Here is a 16,776-nt window from a genome sequence, read left to right as displayed (position 1 = left end):
TCGCGACCGTTTATTCGCCACGCAGCAATAGATAATTTGGGCTCGAAGCGGTCCTTCGCTGCACCGAGCACTAACGACGGCATTGGTCCGAAATCGACTCATGGCCAACGACGGCTTCTTGTGCCTTTCTGCCGTGCCGGCACGAACCAGCGATGTCCGGAACTGCCCCCAAAGCAGTCATGAGAGCGAACTGGATAACTGCGACTATTTGTGCGGGCACGCCGAAGCCAAAAACCTCTAGCGGCGGGCCCTCAGAGGCGCGACCTTGGCGCCACCCGCCCAACCTCAAATCAACAGCCGCGGCAGCGCCCGCGGTCCGGTAATGATCAATTCACCGAACTCCTTCGGCGCCTCGCGCTGGATCGAGTAACTGACATCCACCGCCGTCAGCTCGAACGCGGCGAAGATCTCACGGATCTCCGGGCAATCGTTGATCGTCAGGATGAAGTGTCCCTTGATCTCTGCCAACTGCGCGGCCAGACGCGCGAAATCATCCCTCGTAAACATGCCGGCGCCGTAGTCGGTCTCACAGCCAAAGTACGGCGGATCGATAAAGAACAGTGTGTGAGGGCGATCATAGGTCTTGATGAAGCGATCGAACGGCAGCGCCTCGATCACGACGCCAGCGAGCCGCTCGTGGATGGATTCAAGCAGCGGCACGATCCGCGTGATGTCGAACAGCGCCGGCGCACCCGCTCGCGTCCCAAACGTGCGCCCCGAAACCTTGCCGGCATAGGCGGTGCGCTGGAGATAGAGGAAGCGTGCCGCGCGTTCGAGATCGGTCAGGGTCGACGGGTCAATATTGGTCAGGCGCTCGAACTCGCGCCGCGTCGTCAGCTGGAAGCGGAGCATTTCGACAAAGGCCACGTAGTGGCGTTGCAGGATGCGGAAGAACGTCGAGACATCGCCCGAGAGGTCATTGATGACTTCGGCCTTCGGTGCGCTCGGCCGGCGCAGGAACACACCGCCCATGCCGACGAAGGGCTCGGCATAGAGCTCATGCGGCACGGTGGAGATGAGATCAATCAGGCGGACCGCGAGCTTTGATTTGCCGCCGATATAACCGGCGGCCGGCGGGACGGGATTCACGTCGCGCATTTCAGTGAGGATTGACATTGGGGCTGTTGCCTCCTGCTATTCCCTCGCTGCAGCAGCGGCGGGGATGGCGGAAAGCTAGTTGCGTCGGGCAGGGTTCGGGTTGGCACTTTGACCCCTGTGGTCCGGAACCGAGATGTTCCGGGCTCCCCGCTCCTGGCGGGGATCGTCAGCCCGGCATGAACCGGGCTGAGAATCATTTGATGGTCTTGTCTGGGATTTGGTGTCGCCGCACAGCGCCAGCTCGCTGTGCGCGCCCACTCGCGAGGTCTACGGGGCTGACACCAGCAAGTTTCCCCAGATCATTTCCGTACCCCGCGAATGATCGCCGCGACCCGGTCCGCAAGCTCCAGCGGATCGCGTGACGCGCGGATGGCGAAGGCCACCCAATTGCGCCCCGTCACGGCCAGAACACCGGCGACCGCGTGCCCCCAGGACTCCGACAGCGACAGAAGGTCGAGCAACGGCTCGCAGAACACGGCCGCCGCCAGGACGCCGCAGACAAAGGTCATGATGCGGCCCGGCCAGCCCATGTCCCGCTGGGCCAACGCGCCGGTCAACGCGAAGGCGGCGATGACCAGCCATTTCATCGGTACGGCTTTGACGATCCCGTCCAGGTTCTCAATCATGGCTGCCCCCGCATCGCTTTTTCAGGATCCGGTTGTTGCCGGCCTGGTCGAGCACGTATTGCCGCTCCTGCGGCGACAGTGCGCGGCGCGGCCGGCCACGCTCATCGAGCCACCGGTGCTTCAAGTCCGCCGGCGCCTGGGTGACGCGCAGATCGCACGACGCGTCGAGTGTGTTTGAGGGTTGGCCTGGATCAGAGATCCCCAGACAGGTCCCCAGGATCATCAGCCCGAAGATGCATCCGCTCATTCTCCGCATCCTTTCTGAGAGTTTCCCGCTCGCGTCTCGCCTGGATCTCGGCGTCCTTACGGCCGAGATCCGTAAGCGCCCGATCGCGCCGCCAATCGGCCGCCAGGTCGCGCGCGAGACCAAGCAGCCAACCGGCTGCCTGGCTCGCGAGCCATTTGGCGAAGATCACAGCGTGGGGCTCGCGCCGGCAGCAAACGTCCCGCCAACAGCGCCGTCACCATTGAGATCAAAGCCCAGCCGGGCTTCCAGCATGTCCATGAGCCGGTCCCGGTCGATCCCGAAATGCGCAAGCGCCTGCGGCACGGCTACGATGGCATACTCGGCCGCGTGCTCGATGATGGCCGACTGCACATTGATGCGGACGCCGCCGGCGAGCGCATCGCGTGCCCAGCTTTGGCCGTAACCGACGGCCTGATACAGCGCCTGGTCGATGACCGAGCGCTGTTGTGCATCGATGTTGAGATTGAGCGCACGGGCGATGCGCGTGACCAGATAGCCGCCGGTGGCAACCAGGGCGCTGCCGAGAACGGCAAACGCCGGCTCGATCAGTGGCGAGAAATCAATCAAGCCGTCAGTCGCGGCGGACGCGGGAACAGTGGCGATCAGGCAAAGCGCGGCCACTGCCGCACCAAAAAGGCGCATCATCATGTCAGTCTCCAGATTTTCAGGGTTGAGGAAGGTGTGCGGCCGCTCAGGCCGCGGAAAGCGCGGTTATGGCCTGCTGCAGGTGCCGCAGGGCCGTCTCGATATCGGGCGGCGGGTTGTGGGCGGGGATCGCCTGGTAGGGCGGGAGATCCGACAAGGCGCGATCCATTTCAATGCGTGTTTGCTCGCCGACCTTGCCGTCCACGACAATGCCGCGGTCGTTTTGGAATTCGATCGTCACCAGCTCGATCGTGTGATCGAAGGTATCGCCCTGCGGCACGCCGAAGCGGTGGCCGATCTTCCGGCGGTACGAGGCGAGCCGCTCGCGCCAGGCGCGCACGGCCGGACCGCTGTCACCACGCGCGAGCACGCCGTTGTCACTGGTGGACGGCTGCGCCTTTGGCACACGGCCGGCGCCGAACAGATGGCCGTACTCAGCACGCGCATCAAACGACGGACAGGCCTTGGCCGCGTAGTCGTTGTGGCCGCTCACCTTGGTGATGCCGAAGCGATCGCGCAGATCGACCAGCTCGGCCAGCAGCGCCGCCTTCTGGGTCAGCGTTCGCGTGTCCTTCGCGGTTTTTCCGTCAGTCGCCACGCCGCCAACGTAGGTCACTCCGATCGTGCCCGTGTTGTGGCTGGCGACATGCGCGCCGATGTTTTCCAGCGGGCGGCCCTGCCATCGCTCGCCCTTGATGCCGATGACGCGATGATAGCCGATGCCCGACCAACCGCGCGCCCGGTGCCAGGCGTCGATGTCCGCAACGCTCACCGGCCGGCCCTCCGGCGTGGCCGTGCAATGCACGATGATTTCCGAAACTGGACGCATTGAGTTCTCCTTTTGCGCACAAAAAAACCGGCGCGCGGGCCGGTGTGGGTCAATTTGAGTTGGTGAAGGCGGGCGGGTTTTGAGAGCTTACTAAAATTCGCTATTAGCTATTTTCCATTTACAGAAATTAGCTATATGCTATCATTCCTCCATGAAACAGATCGCCTACAGCAAGGGCGCGACCAGGACCTTGAGCCGGATGCCGGCCAACGTCGCGCGCAATATCCGCTCCAAGATCGAGCAATACGCGAGCACTCCTGAAAGCCTTGCCGGCAACGTGAAGACGCTCAAGGGCATGGACGGCATCTTTCGCCTGCGCGTCGGCGACTGGCGGGTGATCTTCTCAGAGGCCGGCGACGTCATCGCCATCATCAGGATCGCGCCGCGCGGCGGCGCCTACAACTAGGAGCGAGAGCTATGTCCGAACAGATCATCACCACTCCCGCGGGCGAGCGCCTCGTCGTGCTGCCCGAGGACGAATATCTCGCCATGCGCGAAGCGCTGGACGACCGCGCGGATATCGAGGCCGTGCGCGCGTTTGAGCACAAGCTCGCCGCTGGCGAGGAGGAGCTTATCCCGGCCGAATTCGTCAACCGCATCCTCGACGGCGAGAACAAGGTGCGCGTCTGGCGCGATTATCGCGGGCTTACTGCCCGTGACCTCGCTGCCGCCGCCGGCCTGAGTGCTGCCTATGTCTCCGAGATCGAGACGAACAAGAAGGACGGGAGCGTCGCCGCGCTGAAGGCGATCGCCGCAGCGCTACGCGCCGACCTCGACGACATCGCCTGACAGCCTGCCTATTTCCGCGACTTGGCGGCGATCTCCGTCAGATAGCCCTGCGGCTTGGAAAACCGATGCGTCGCGGTCTCGATGACCAGCTTCTCACCATCGAGGCCCGGACGGACGCCTTCAAACACCAAAGGCGCGCCGGCGCGGATCGACGTGTCGCCGGGCACGGTGACCGACGCAGACAATCCGCCACGCATCAGCTCGCGCGCCTTGGCCTCCGCCGCCTTATCGGCTTCCGCAATGCTTGCGAAGGGTTCGGGGATCCTAAACGTCGCCTCCCCTTTCGGATCCGCATCGACGCCGACCTCGGTCCGCTTGGCCTTGTCGCGGTCCTGGTAGTAGGCGACGACCTTTTTGAACTTGCCCCGATCGGCAAACTGAAACCGGCAGCTGCCTGTGATCATACGCTGCGGCGCGATCGTGACGATGGCAAGCGCCGCGCCGCTCGCAGACGTGCCTGTTCCCTTGGCGGAGAACACCAGACGGCCGTCCTTGACGGTGAACAGCGCGTTGTGCCGGCCTGCCAGGCGCTCCAGGAAGTGCATGTCGGATTCGTCCTGCTGGCCGAGCCAGTCATAGACATGGCTCCCGATGGAGCCGGTGATCACCGGCGTCAGACCATTTTCATCCGCGAGCTGCTTGACGATATCGCTCAGCGATTTTCGGTCCCAATGCCGCTCCTTGCGCTCCTTCAGCTTGCCGTCGCGCAGATCGGCCGCGCGGCCGGTGATGCGTAGCGCATAGGGCAGACAGTTGCCCGACACTTCATCGACGACAAAAGCCCCCATATCGCGCACGCGGGTCTCGACATAGCCCAGTTGCACCCGGATCACGGCGCCGCGACGCGGCAATGCGAGATAGTCCGGCGGCCCATCCGCCAGCTCGATCGCGACGCTGTCCGAGCGCTTGCCGTCGCGGTCGGTGATGACCAGCGAGACCAGCCGCTCGTAGAAGGCGCCGGCGACGGGCTTGCCGTCGACGGTCACAATGACTTTGGGATGCATCGGCTAGTCCCACAGTTTTACGAGATCAATGGCCGGTGCCTCGACATCGAGATCGGGAGCCGTGACCGCCGTTCCAAGCGGCAGTACGACGCCGAGCGCGGCAAGGCCGGGGTTGGCGGCAAGCATGGCCTCGGTCGCCCTATCGGTGCGGCTGTAAGCGCGCAGCGCCACCAGGTCGACCGTGTCGCCGGTCGTGGATCGCAGGATCTCGGTCATGGATATTCCTTGAAGTTCAGGCGAAGAGCGACACGAACGAATTGAATGCTGAGGGCGACGGCGAGCCCGTGTAGCGCAGCAGCTTGATCACATAGGCGTTGCGGCGTGGTGCCCCGAAGGCGTCGTGAAACCCGCGATCCTCATCGATCCCCTGGATCGTGTGGTAGCCAAAGACCCGGCCACCCAGGGACACGAGCATCAACGGCACGCCGACGAGCGCCGCGGCGCGCAAACCATCGAGGCTGGCGCCACCGCCGAACTCTTCGGGAAACAGCACGCCCTTGATCGAGACTTCATCCTCGCCCGGGCCCGTCCATTGCTGCGCGTCCAGACGTTGGGCCACCGCAACCTTGGCCCAGGGCGTCGACAGCCGTCGCGCAACATCAGTGTAAGAAAATCCCAGCGCTTGGAAGGCAAACGCCCCAGCGCCATTCCCGTCGGTCCCGACATGTGGCCTCGCCTCTTGTTGATCAGTCCGCATAGGTTTCGCGAAGGGCGTCACCAACCGCGGCCCCCGTCGCCCGGCCGACCTCGCTGCCGATCGCGTGAGGGTCGGCCGAAGATGTTGCATGCACCGTCACCGAGACGGGCACGCTCAAGGTTGGCGGATTGGTCACCCGCACGTCCTGCGTGCCCAGTGGCCGCACGATGGCCTCGATCGGCTGTCCCATCAGCTTGACGTCGGACGGGCCCAGGCGCCCACCAGAAAGCGCACCACCACGCGATGACGGCAGCGAGGCGACATAGGCCTCGCTGCGGCGGAAGGCGAGCGGCGCGTTGATGAAGCCGTCACCGGTTTGCGCGCCTTTGTCCGCCCGCGAAACCCTCCGAATCCGCCAAGCGTATAATCGCCACGCGGAATGACCGGCACACCGGAGCCTGTCCGGTTGCGGCGCTGCGCGTCCGCGATCAGATCCTTGTTTTTGGCGTTGGGATCGGATTTCGCAGCCGCCCACATCCCAAATGCCGTGGCACCCGTGAGTGCCGCCGCACCTGCGCCGAGCGGATTGGCAAGCAGGCCCGACAGCAGGCCGGTTTTGGCTGCGGCGCCCGTAGCGGCACCGGCGCCGAGCGCCTTTGCGCCGGTGAGAACGGTCTTCAATCCGCGATAGGCAGCCGTCGCACCGCGACCCAGCTTGAACAACTCAGCGCCGAGCATGCCGACGCCGGCTGCGGAGACAGCCCAGTCCACAGCGCTCATTTCACCACCGGAGCTTGCCAGTTGCGACAGCCCCGCCGCAATGACGCCAAAGCGCACGAGGCGGCTTCCCAAACCAAGGGCTGCCAAGGCTCCTGAAAACCGCAGCAGCTTGGCCGCGGTCAGGCCGAGCACCACGGCCCCGCCCAATGTCATCGCTCCGCCGAGCTTGGACAGGCCCGCGCCGGCGGAGGCCATCGCCACGCCGGCGCCCTGCCCGCCAGTGAAGGCATCAAAAGCCGAGCGGAAATTCCGGCCGATCTCCATGAACCGATTGGAGATGCGCCCCAACCGGTCGGTGTCCTGCTCAAAACTCTCCAGCTGGCCGAAGATGCTGGTTTCCAGCCAATCCGCAAAGCTTGATGCCGCACCACCCGCGTCGGTGAAGCCCAGGCCCGCGGCCAGGCCATCCAATCCGGCCTTGATCTTGTCAAACACCGTTACGCGTTGATCGAGCGTGTCGAAAATCCCGCTGATGCGCTCGGCCGCCGCGCCCAGCGGCCCGGCCGCCATGTTGCCGAGCCGGATGCCGATCGCCTTGAGGTGATTGCCCAGCCGGCGGATACGGCCGATATCTGTGGCAACCTTATTGGAATACTCCGCCTGCACCGATCCGGCGATCCGCGCCTCTTCGCCTGCGAGCTGAAAGGCTTGGGCCAACAGCTTCGGGTTCTTCATCAGCTTGCCGAAATCGTCGGAAAAATCCTGCCCGAACAGATCCTGCATGGCCCGGGCGCCATCGGAATCCTTGTTCAGCGATTCAAACAGCTGCCGCATCGCCTGAGGGCCGTTCTCCTTCTTCAGCTTGGACCACTGCTTGAACGAAAGGCCGATGGATTTGAACGCCCGTTCGATCTTCGGCCCGCCCTTCACCATCTTGTTGGAGAACGCGTTGAGACCGCGCGCGGCAGTTTCCGGCACGACCCCGGCGGCCGTCATCGCAGCCCCCACCGCCGCCATCTGTTCCGGCAGCAGGTTGAGCACGTCGGCCGCACCGGCCGCGCGGTTTGTAAAATTCAGGATCTCACTGGCCTTGGCCGCCATGTTGTTCGACAGCAGGTTCGTCGCATCGGCGAGATGCTCCAGCCGTTGCTGATTGAGCTGATAGACGTTGCCGAGCTTGGCGAATGTGCTGCCGGTCTCTCCCGCCGCCATGTCGAAGGCGACCGACGCCTTGGCCGTGTAGTTGGTGAAACGTCCAAGCCGCTCCATGGCGATGCCGGCCTGGCCGGCTTCCGCCATGATCTCGGCAAGCCCGCCGGCGGAGATACCAGACAGGCTCGTCGACATTTTGAGGATCTGATCACGCAACGCGGCCAGGCCGCCGGTGTCGTATCGATCACCTTGCGGACCTCGGCGAACTTGTCCTCAAAGTTGAACGACGCCCCCAGCGTGTTGCGGAAACCGATATAGGCTCCGCTCAGTGCCACCAGCCGCCGCGTCATAGCAGTGACGCCGGCTGTCGCCTGCTGGCCGACGAGCCCAGACTGCATCCGCCGCCCTGCCCGGACAACCGGTTGAGCATGCCGAACAGGCCCCGGCCCTTGCCGGTGAGCCGGTCGTCGAGGCCAACGCGCAAGGTGGAATTGAGAACGGCCATGTCAGCTTTCCGGGTTTCCGCCGATCATCCGCGCGGCGATCTCATGCCAGGCGAGCGCCTCATCAGGCGGCATCGCCAGGACCTGCGGCAGGGGCGTGTGCAGCACATGCGCGATCAGCGCCGCGATCTCGCGCCAACGCCGGCGCGAGATCGTATGAGCGAAGCGGCGAACTACCCGTTCGCCTTGAAGAAGTTTCCCGTGAGCGGTTCCACCTTCTCCAGGATCGCATCCAGATCGACAGCCTTGATCTTGCGCACGAGTTCCTCGGTCTGCCCGGACAGCGCCGCCAGCAGCAGGATCGTCTTGGCGACGCCACCGGCGGCGGCGTCCGTCACCGCCAGATCGCCGAGCGACGCCTCATGGAAGGTCATGCTCGTGACCGTCTTGCCTTCGTGCTCAATGGGTTTGGAAAGGGAGATGGATACGTCAGTCATGGTCAGCACCTGTGCTCAGAAATGAAATGTGGGAGGGGCAGCGCGCGGTCGGCTCAGCTCAACAGCAGCGCGCCGCGAATGTCGCCGGTCTGGGAGACGCCGCCGACCGAGATGCCGAAGGGATCAACCTCGAGCAGTTCCTCGCCGTCGACCTCGAGCTTGTAGTAGCGCAGCGAAATCGGGTGATCGCTCTCCCCGACCTCACCGGGCTTCCAGGAGCCGGGATCATGGCTCTTGAGAAAGCCGCGCATATAGGCGACAGCCGGGTGAACGGTGCCGTCTTCGTCGACCAGAGCGCCGGTGGCCATGAAGGCCTTCTCGACGCCGGCCTTGAGGCCGACCAGCTTGATCACCTGCGGATCGAAAGCCGTCAGCTTGAAGCCGGCTTCCATTTTCTCAAAACCGAGCTTGACCTCGATCGGCATGATCATGCCGGCGTTGCGAAGCTCTTCGACTTTCTCGGTGGGCACGGGAAGCGTGATTTCCGAGGCCTGGCCAATCTTCGAATGCGTGTCGACGAAGATCGTGCAGTCGCGCAGGATGTAGCGCGGCAATTCCGACATGATGGGTGATCCTCACAGGATCAGCGCGCGCGCAACCAATGATGGTTGAACGTGGATAGGCTGATCGGATATGGAAATTTTGGGCAATAAGCCCGGCGTTGATGATGCGACGCGTCGCGCGCGGCGCTTTAGGCAGCCGTGAGAGCGCCGCCCTCGATCTCGCTAACGACATCGGCGATCAGCCGGTCGTAGTAGAGGATGTTGCGGTAGGCGATGATGCGGATGTCTTCCATCGGCGCCGGCGGTTCAAATTCCACCGAAAAAGTGATCCGGCCTTGCGCCAGCTCACTCGCCTCATTGAGATCCTGATCGATCCACATCTTGCCGCCAAGGATCGCGCCTTCTGCCCGCAACGTGCGCAGGAAGGCGTTACCGCTCTCGATGGCCAGTTTCAGATTGGCCTTGGAAAACGGCCGGTCGACGAACTCCAGGAACGCCGCCTCAAGAGCCTCATTGATGAAGTCGGCCGTGCGCACGACGGAGAAGAACTTCCACAGGCTTTCCGAACCGCAGCCGCGGTTACCCCACGTCCGGAACCCCGTGCCGTCGATGTTGACGATCGTGGCGACATCATTCTCGTTGAGATAGTCGGTCTGGTCGCCATAGGAGACCGGCCGGTTGATGCCGGCGATGCCGTTGATCGGCTTGTTCGATTCCGACCACCAGAAGCCGCGCTCGCGGTCCATGCGCGCCTGCACGCCGACAAAATAGGGTGCGGCCGGCATCGGCACATAGGCATCAAACACGCTATCCCAGACCAGCACGCGCGGGTCGACCACCTTGATGCGGCGGGAGTTGAGAAGCCCGCGGTAGATCGTGGCGGCCTCATCCGTCGTGTCCGGGCCGTCGACCCAGGCCACGGCCTTGAGCTTGTCCAGAACGCCGGCGAGCTCGACCACCACCGGGTTGGCGACAGCGCCAATGGTGGCCGTCGCGGTGGCAAGCGTTCCGGACGCATCGGTGATCGTCACTGTGGCGTCGGAATAGCCCGCGCCGTGGCGCGTGACGACAAGGCCGGTGAGAATACCACCGGCGACGATCGCCTTGGCCTCGGCACCCGCGCCGGCTCCCGCATCCGTGATGGTCACCGTCGGGTTGTCCGAATAGCCTGTGCCGCCGGCGGTAACCTGCAGGGCCTGGATCCCGTCAGCCGGCGTACCGCCGGTGTAGCCGGGCGCGCAAATCAGACGCGGCTTGATCGACAGCGTCGAGCGGGCCTTGAGGAAGGCGTGCACGCCGGTCATGGTCGCGGGATCGCCGACCAGGTTGCTCATGGTGTCCGCGGTGTCCTCACCGTCTTCGACCCGAACGATCACCATGTATGTGCCGATCTGCGCGTTGACCGCGTCGACGGCGTCCTTCAGCGTGCCCGCCGCGCCGAGTTTGGCGGCCTTCGCGAATTGCTGTCCCTTGAGCAGAACGGGTGTGTTGAGCGGAAACGCGTCGGCATCCGCATCAGCGGCTGTGCCGATGATCCCGACGACGGCCGACTGCGCGGTGCGGATCAGGACGGGCGTTTCCGCGGACTGCGAAATCCGCGTGCCGTGGTGAAAGGCGATGTCCGCCATTGCTGTCTCCTTGAGATATGAAAAAACCCGCCGTGTGGCGGGTCGGAAATTGCGGAACAGATCCGCATCACGCTTGGATTGATCGCGCGTTACAGCGCCGCGATGAACGCAGCCTCAACGCCGGCAAGATCGACGACGCCTTCCTCGTCGATCAAGGCGGATACGCTCGCCTCGGCGGCAAAGCAGGTGTTGACGTGCGCAAGCGCCGCATCCGACATGCCAACGATACCGGCGGCGTCCAGCGGGAAGAACCCGTTTGCCGCCTTCCAGGTCGTCGCAAAACCCGGGTCAGTCATAGCCGCGACGCGGGCGGCGAGAATTTTTGCCTGACTGTCGCGGTCCGTGGAGATTTCCATCGAGCCGACCGTGACTCCCGCGACCTCGCGGTCATAACGGATCGACGCGAGATGCGCCTCGAGGTCTTCGGCCAATGGCGCCGGGTCGCCCCATGCCGAGCCGTTCCAGATCTGACGGCCGTCCACCGGTGCGATACCCGTATCTGTGCAGCCATCCGGCATCAGGGCATCGACATAGGTGCCGGCGAAAGTGCCGTCCGGGCGCGCCGCGTAGCGGACTGTCTGGATCATAGCCATGCCCTCACGATGTATCTCCAATTTGCAGCGGCAAACGATGCCGGGTTGCTTACGGGTGACGACTTGTTCTTCCCATAGAAAATCGAACCGGTAATGATATCGACCGAAGTGGCGCTCACGGTGAATGAAACGCCGTTGTTTGTGACCTCAACGCCGCCCGTGGTCTCAATGGGCACCTCTTCGCCAACGGCATATCCGTTCTGTGCGATCTTGCAGATCAGCCAGACGTGCACCTCCTTCGGCTTCACTCCGAGGCCATGGCTAACGACGGCCACGGAAAGCATCGTTATCGTCAGTTCAGCGCTCTCATAGTCCGGTTCGCGAGGCGCCAGCGCCTCGATCGCGGCCTTGGTCAGCGCCGCATCCATGATGCCGGTACCGGTACCGGCCTGCGCCTGCGGCGTGGTCGCCTTAACCACCGACAGCGTCCGGTTGGCGCCTAGGTCACCGCCGCCGGTCAGGCCGGCGCCCGCCGAGATCGTCCGGCTGGCCAGGGCCTTTGCATCAAGCGTGGCCTGCAGGCTGGTGATGTTGGCGATCGTGTGCGCGTGGCTGTTATCCCCGACCGTCATCGGGATGGTGACATTCGCGCTACCGTCGAAGGCAATGCTGCCCGTGGCATCGCCCGAAAGGCTGATCGTGCGCGGTGTCGCAAGCGTTGCGGCCGTGGCCGCATCGATGCCGCTGCCGGCGCCGTCGACCGTCTTCAGCTTGGCCAGCACGTCCGCCGCCGTATAGCTCGCCGCCGGCAGCTTGGTCGCCAGCGACGCCATGATCGCGGCGATGTCACTGTCGTTGTCGGTGAGCGCGGCGGCCAGCTCCGCGATCGTATCGAGGGCCGCCGCCGGCGCGCCGCCCAGAAGTGCCGCGATCTGCGCATCGACATAGGACGTCGCCGCGCGGTCGGAAATCGCCGCCGCGATATCAGACGCAATCTGCGCCGCCGTGCGCCCATCCGTGATTCCATAGCCTGACAGCGTCGTCGGCTTGCCCGTCAGATCACCAAAAGCGTGCGTGTGGCCGGTATCCGACTTGCCCGCGAGCCCGGTCGTCAGGTCGGCTGCGGACGCCTTGGCGTCCAGCGCGGTCTTCACAGAACCAAGCACCGCCTGGATGGTGCCGCCGGCAAGCCCCGTGATCGCCGTGCTCGTAATCTTGTCGGCGGAATAGTCGCCGAGTTGCGCCGTGATATTGCCCGTGCGGCCGAAGATCGTCGTGACCTCGGAGCCGACCGGAACATAGGCGACCGTCCAGCCCGAGCCGTCATAGATTTTCTTGTTGCCATCGATCGAGTTCCAGTACTCCGCGCCGGCGACAAGCGCATCGCCGTTGAGGTCTGTCACCGGATCGGACGGGAACGCGCCGAGATAGGTTTGGGACTGACTGGCAAAAATCCCTTCAAGCGTGCCGATCGCGGTTTCCGAGCGGTCGGCGTCATCGGAGACCGAAACCGCGAACGCGGCGACCTCGTCCGCCTTCAAGACAGTGAGCCCGGCTTTCTCAACGGAGAGCCCCGCCGCGCCCAGCGCGCTTTCCTTGTCGGCGTTGACGATGTCGACGGCCGCGAGAACCGTCGCGATGGCCTCGGCCGTGTCCGATGGGGATGCGGCCGTGACCGTCCATGCGCCGTGCTCGCCCGTCCCGGAGATCCGATCGATGTCGACCGTCAGCTCACCCGTGCCGCTGTCGTAGGAGACGACCTCGCCCAGCATCGCCGCGATCGGGCTGGTCATCCGATAGATGGCGACATAGGCGGGTGCGGCGAAGCGCAGCCGCTGGCCTTCATCGATGACAAAAGTCTTGCCGCCGGTTGAGACAGCGTGTTCGGTGGCGCTGGTCGCACGCAGCATCGCGCCGACATCGGCGATCTCATAGACCTCGTTGATCAGCGGCAGCAGGACCTCATTCGCCTTGTCGCGAAAGACCGTCCGGCCTTCCTCGATCACGGCGTCGAGCGTCGATTTCTGATCCTCGACGCCCGATGTCCGGGCGTCGAGATCCTTGAACCGGCGGTTCCAGAAGGCCGGATCGCCGAGATTGTCGCCGCGCTTGACGCGGTAGTCTTCAAAGCGTGACGGCATGGGAGGTCCCTTAGGTCACATACTCATAAACGGGATTCCCTTGGCGCGAGGGTTCTGATTCACTGACCACCATCAATGGAGGTCAGGATGGCTCGCTTCGATCTGACGGATTTCGAGTGGTCTGTGATACAGCCGCTTCTGCCGACAAAGGTGCGTGGGGTCCCGCGCGCCGATGACCGCAAGGTGCTGAACGGCATCTTCTGGCGGCTGCGCACGGGAGCGCCTTGGGCCGACATTCCGGCGCGCTATGGCCCGTACACGACCTGCGTCAACCGCTTCAACCGCTGGCGCAAGGCCGGTCATTGGGCACGCATTCTTGAAGCGGTATCAGATGCTTACGACGGTGACGTGCAGATGATCGACTCGTCATCGATCCGCGTTCACCAGCATGCCGCCAACGGCCAAAAAAAGAGGAGCGATCCCGTTGCATGGGTCGCTCGCGCGGCGGCCTGACCACCAAGATCCATGCGCTCGTCGACGCCGAGGGCCGGCCGATCCGCCTCAAGCTGACCGAAGGCCAGGCCCACGACGGACGCTCGGCCACCGACATGTTCGAAACGCTCAAGGCCGGTCACATCCTGCTCGCCGACCGCGCCTATGACAGCGATGCCTTGCGCGCCGAAATGGCCGCGCGGGGCGCATGGGCCAACATCCGCGCCATGCCGAACCGCGTCAAAACCTTCCCCTTCAGCGCCTGGGTTTATCGACAACGCAACGCCGTCGAGCGTTTCTTTAGCAAACTCAAACACTTCAGGGCCATTGCCACACGATACGACAAGCGCGACGACAATTTTCTCGCGTCAGTCCAACTCGCTTCAATCCGCATATGGTTGCGAACTTATGAGTCGGTCACCTAGACCGGGGTGGCGGACTTGATCGCGTCGGCGGGAAGCTCAGTGAGGACGCGACCCTTGATCACGTATGTTCCGGACGGCCGCAGGACGGTTTTCTTGTGGGTCACGACGCGCGCGACCCGGGTCTCGTAGTCGGTCGCTGCCTCAAAGACCCGCGCCGGTTCAGTGCTCTTTTTCGGGCTCATGTGGGGTGTCCTTAAAATTCCACGTCGACGCGTTCTTCGATGTGGAAGAGGTCGAGGGCGGTTGTGGTCGTGCCGGAAGCCTCGATCTGGAAGCTGGCAACGGGAGCGTCGAGATTGAACGTCATCGTGCGCTTCAGGCGATTGCCGGGAAGCGCTTCGTCCGCGACGACATCGGGCATCTCGTCACCGCCGTCCGTTTTCAGGATCGCGGTGAACGTGTGGTAGTCGGCATTCCAGTGGCCGAGCTCCCATTGGATCCGGACCGTGTCGGAGGCGGAGGCGAGAACGCGGGGCGTTGAGATGTGCTTGAACGCCGTGCGCGGCCGCTCGACACTGACCTGCGATCCGCTCAGCGCGATACCCGCATGAAGATCCGGCGTCCCCTGGAAAACGACCTGTAACGGCAACAGCGGCGGCAGTCCGACGAGCGCATTTGGTGTGATCGACGCCAATGGCACCCATCCGCTGGCAAGCTGAACCTGGAACGTCAGGTCACAGGCGTCGGGCGTTATCATCGCGGCGAGCAGATCGATGCCGGCGATGCCGCCATCAAGATTGAGCGGCTGCATGTCGACCGCGACACGTGACGCCGAGAATTTTGCAAACCGCAGCCCGAACATCATGTCCTTGCTGATATCGCCCGCAAAATAAGCCCCATCGGTCGAATAGAAGAACGTGCCGGCGAGATATTCCCCGCCGTCGGCCATGCCGATGTAGTGGTTGCCCTGTGTGGTGAGGACGACCGCGTAGCGCTTGCCGGCGGTGAGATAGGTCGGCGTGAAGGCGACCGTCGTGGCGCTCGGGTATTGCTTGAGGTCGAGAAAATCGACCGTGACCTGCTGAACGGCGGCGGACAGGTCCGGCGTGCCGGAGGGGGTCAGTTCGCAGATCGTCAGATGCACGTTGCCGCTGGTTCCCCGGCGCGTGAAGTAGAGATCCACGCCCGTCAGCCAGCCAGCCTGGCTGTTCAAAAACGTCTGCGCGATCTGGGCACCGTTGAGCGTGTGATTGTTGGCGACAACCGTCCAGTAGGGTTCCTCGACCGAGTCGACCCAATACTGCTTGAGGCGGATCCAATCGTGCGCATAGACGTTGCCGGAGATGACTTCGAAGGTCTCGCCCGCACGCGTGAAGATTTTGGTGATAGGGTCGTATTGACCCGAGCGCCACCAGGCCGAGTTGGTGCAATACTCATAAATCTGCCCCCAGCGGACGCGCTGCCGGGTCATGGTCTTCTCAACCACCGTGTAGGACGTCTGCGTGTACTGCGTGATCGATTGCTCACCGACATAGCCGGTGACCGACAGCCGCAGTTGGGACGCGAATTTCGGCAGCAACAATCCGTTGGTCAGGGTCACCTGTGCATTGATCGAGGAAAACAGCGCCAGCTCGGAGACGTTCTTGTTCGCCGGGGCGAAGCGCACGCCCTCTTCGACCTTGGCGAGAAACTCAAGATCGTCGGTATCGCTCTCATCCGTGTCGAGATAGCGGTCGGCGCCATAGTCGGAATAATCGTCCGGAAGTCCCTGCAACTCCTTCAGCCTAGCTACGTCCGCGGCGACGGCAAACAGGTCTTCCATGCCGACCCGGCCCGTCTGTCCATTGGACAGATTGGCGACGTCGGTCGCAATCGTCGAGATGCGCGGCTCGGCGAGCGCCTTCCAGCCTTCGACGTCGTCGAGCCGTTCGTCGTTGCGGCGCGCCGACGACAGGTCGTTCGCGGTGTTGTAGACGATCTCCTCGATGCCGGTCGGCGACAGGATCACATAGGCCACGGCAATGCGATCGAGCGGGATGGTCGGTGCCTGCGGGTCGCCGCTTTCCACGCCGCCGATGGTGCCGATATTGGCAATCCGCGCGCGCTCCATATTGACCTGCCGCGCCTCGGTCTCTTCCGTCTCCAGATTGACGACATAGTCGCGATACGCAGGCGACTGGTCGATCGTCGTTCCCCAGGCGACAATTGCCACCATCCGCTTGTTGGCGACCGGCTGGTATTCGACCAGGTCGCGGGTCTGGATTGCGCGTGCGGCGTACATCTTGCCGGCCGCGAAGTAGACGCCGGGCTGGATGGTCACATCAAACGTGCCCGAGGCGGCGACAGCAAAGCCCGCATAGGCCTGACCATCGTGGATCGCGTATTTGACGAGCGCATCGACGCCGGCCTGCATGAAGCCCTGAATGTCCATGAAGTCGGACGCCGGGACTTCCTGAAAATCGTTGATGATGACCTGACGGTCCATGG

Annotated in this window: 21 protein-coding genes; 3 read left to right on the top strand and 18 right to left on the bottom strand. The window is 63.7% G+C overall.

All coding sequences use genetic code 11. The features are described 5' to 3' along the window. Window positions 1-285 precede the first annotated feature (285 nt). The 5 genes from D1F64_RS03485 to D1F64_RS03465 all read right to left on the bottom strand — a co-directional run bounded on the left by D1F64_RS03485 (window position 286) and on the right by D1F64_RS03465 (window position 3,445). Window positions 286-1,116 carry a DNA adenine methylase gene (locus D1F64_RS03485; protein WP_117411287.1) on the bottom strand — a complete coding sequence of 277 codons (831 nt, stop codon included), beginning with the start codon at window positions 1,114-1,116 and terminating at the stop codon, window positions 286-288. A gap of 281 nt (window positions 1,117-1,397) precedes the next feature. After that, on the bottom strand, window positions 1,398-1,724 hold the full coding sequence (locus D1F64_RS03480) for a hypothetical protein (RefSeq protein ID WP_117411286.1): 327 nt from the start codon (window positions 1,722-1,724) through the stop codon (window positions 1,398-1,400). Next, complete coding sequence (locus D1F64_RS03475) at window positions 1,717-1,971, bottom strand: hypothetical protein (RefSeq protein ID WP_117411285.1); 255 nt, start codon at window positions 1,969-1,971, stop codon at window positions 1,717-1,719. The genes D1F64_RS03480 and D1F64_RS03475 overlap by 8 nt, the downstream gene beginning before the upstream one ends. Before the next feature lie 165 nt (window positions 1,972-2,136). Further along, a complete protein-coding gene (locus D1F64_RS03470) occupies window positions 2,137-2,619 on the bottom strand; it encodes a hypothetical protein (RefSeq protein WP_117411284.1) in 483 nt (160 codons plus the stop codon). Between the two features lie 43 nt (window positions 2,620-2,662). Next, window positions 2,663-3,445 (bottom strand): peptidoglycan-binding domain-containing protein, encoded by a 783-nt coding sequence (locus D1F64_RS03465; protein ID WP_117411283.1) that lies wholly within the window; start codon window positions 3,443-3,445, stop codon window positions 2,663-2,665. A 151-nt stretch (window positions 3,446-3,596) separates the two neighbouring features. Between D1F64_RS03465 and D1F64_RS03460 the strand changes: the two genes are divergently transcribed. Continuing rightward, window positions 3,597-3,851: a type II toxin-antitoxin system RelE/ParE family toxin gene (locus D1F64_RS03460; protein WP_117411282.1), complete on the top strand. Its 255-nt coding sequence runs from the start codon at window positions 3,597-3,599 to the stop codon at window positions 3,849-3,851. An 11-nt stretch (window positions 3,852-3,862) separates the two neighbouring features. Beyond that, window positions 3,863-4,234, top strand: coding sequence for a helix-turn-helix domain-containing protein (locus tag D1F64_RS03455; protein WP_117411281.1), 372 nt, complete (start codon window positions 3,863-3,865; stop codon window positions 4,232-4,234). Window positions 4,235-4,242: 8 nt separating this feature from the next. Here the strand turns inward: D1F64_RS03455 and D1F64_RS03450 are convergent, their stop codons facing one another. From D1F64_RS03450 to D1F64_RS03405, 11 genes are all read right to left on the bottom strand, one after another. Continuing rightward, entirely contained in the window at window positions 4,243-5,238 is a 996-nt protein-coding gene (locus tag D1F64_RS03450) for a contractile injection system protein, VgrG/Pvc8 family (RefSeq protein ID WP_117411280.1), read from the bottom strand. A gap of 3 nt (window positions 5,239-5,241) precedes the next feature. Then, complete coding sequence (locus tag D1F64_RS03445; protein WP_117411279.1) at window positions 5,242-5,454, bottom strand: tail protein X; 213 nt, start codon at window positions 5,452-5,454, stop codon at window positions 5,242-5,244. Window positions 5,455-5,470: 16 nt separating this feature from the next. Continuing rightward, a complete protein-coding gene (locus D1F64_RS03440) occupies window positions 5,471-5,935 on the bottom strand; it encodes a phage tail protein (protein WP_117411278.1) in 465 nt (154 codons plus the stop codon). After that, window positions 5,925-6,125, bottom strand: coding sequence for a hypothetical protein (locus D1F64_RS03435; RefSeq protein ID WP_117411277.1), 201 nt, complete (start codon window positions 6,123-6,125; stop codon window positions 5,925-5,927). The genes D1F64_RS03440 and D1F64_RS03435 overlap by 11 nt, the downstream gene beginning before the upstream one ends. Then, window positions 6,125-7,942: a phage tail tape measure protein gene (locus D1F64_RS03430; RefSeq protein WP_117411276.1), complete on the bottom strand. Its 1,818-nt coding sequence runs from the start codon at window positions 7,940-7,942 to the stop codon at window positions 6,125-6,127. The genes D1F64_RS03435 and D1F64_RS03430 overlap by 1 nt, the downstream gene beginning before the upstream one ends. A gap of 151 nt (window positions 7,943-8,093) precedes the next feature. Then, entirely contained in the window at window positions 8,094-8,252 is a 159-nt protein-coding gene (locus D1F64_RS23035; RefSeq protein ID WP_162901262.1) for a hypothetical protein, read from the bottom strand. Window positions 8,253-8,423: 171 nt separating this feature from the next. After that, on the bottom strand, window positions 8,424-8,687 hold the full coding sequence (locus tag D1F64_RS03425; protein WP_162901261.1) for a phage tail assembly protein: 264 nt from the start codon (window positions 8,685-8,687) through the stop codon (window positions 8,424-8,426). A gap of 53 nt (window positions 8,688-8,740) precedes the next feature. Continuing rightward, window positions 8,741-9,250 (bottom strand): phage major tail tube protein, encoded by a 510-nt coding sequence (locus D1F64_RS03420; protein ID WP_117411274.1) that lies wholly within the window; start codon window positions 9,248-9,250, stop codon window positions 8,741-8,743. 128 nt (window positions 9,251-9,378) lie between these two features. Next, entirely contained in the window at window positions 9,379-10,818 is a 1,440-nt protein-coding gene (locus D1F64_RS03415) for a phage tail sheath subtilisin-like domain-containing protein (protein ID WP_117411273.1), read from the bottom strand. Window positions 10,819-10,907: 89 nt separating this feature from the next. Then, entirely contained in the window at window positions 10,908-11,405 is a 498-nt protein-coding gene (locus tag D1F64_RS03410) for a DUF4376 domain-containing protein (RefSeq protein ID WP_162901260.1), read from the bottom strand. Further along, window positions 11,402-13,492: a hypothetical protein gene (locus D1F64_RS03405; protein WP_117411271.1), complete on the bottom strand. Its 2,091-nt coding sequence runs from the start codon at window positions 13,490-13,492 to the stop codon at window positions 11,402-11,404. Before D1F64_RS03405 ends, D1F64_RS03410 begins: the two co-directional genes overlap by 4 nt. Window positions 13,493-13,579: 87 nt before the next feature. Between D1F64_RS03405 and D1F64_RS03400 the strand changes: the two genes are divergently transcribed. Then, window positions 13,580-14,349, top strand: a protein-coding gene (locus D1F64_RS03400; RefSeq protein WP_162901259.1) for an IS5 family transposase whose coding sequence is annotated in 2 segments (ribosomal slippage) — window positions 13,580-13,894 and window positions 13,897-14,349 — 768 coding nt in all. Because the reading frame shifts where the segments join, the coding sequence is not laid out codon by codon here. On the opposite strand, the gene D1F64_RS03395 is transcribed toward D1F64_RS03400, so the two are convergent. Together D1F64_RS03395 and D1F64_RS03390 are read right to left on the bottom strand one after the other, a co-directional pair. Then, window positions 14,346-14,531, bottom strand: a complete 186-nt coding sequence (locus D1F64_RS03395) for a hypothetical protein (protein WP_117411269.1) — start codon at window positions 14,529-14,531, stop codon at window positions 14,346-14,348. The genes D1F64_RS03400 and D1F64_RS03395 overlap by 4 nt on opposite strands. An 11-nt stretch (window positions 14,532-14,542) precedes the next feature. Next, entirely contained in the window at window positions 14,543-16,774 is a 2,232-nt protein-coding gene (locus D1F64_RS03390) for a hypothetical protein (RefSeq protein WP_117411268.1), read from the bottom strand. Window positions 16,775-16,776 lie beyond the last annotated feature (2 nt).

This window comes from Breoghania sp. L-A4 (assembly GCF_003432385.1).
Lineage (GTDB): Bacteria > Pseudomonadota > Alphaproteobacteria > Rhizobiales > Stappiaceae > Breoghania.
Note: the sequence above shows the minus strand (reverse complement) of the source record. Positions and strands in the feature narration are given on the sequence as shown.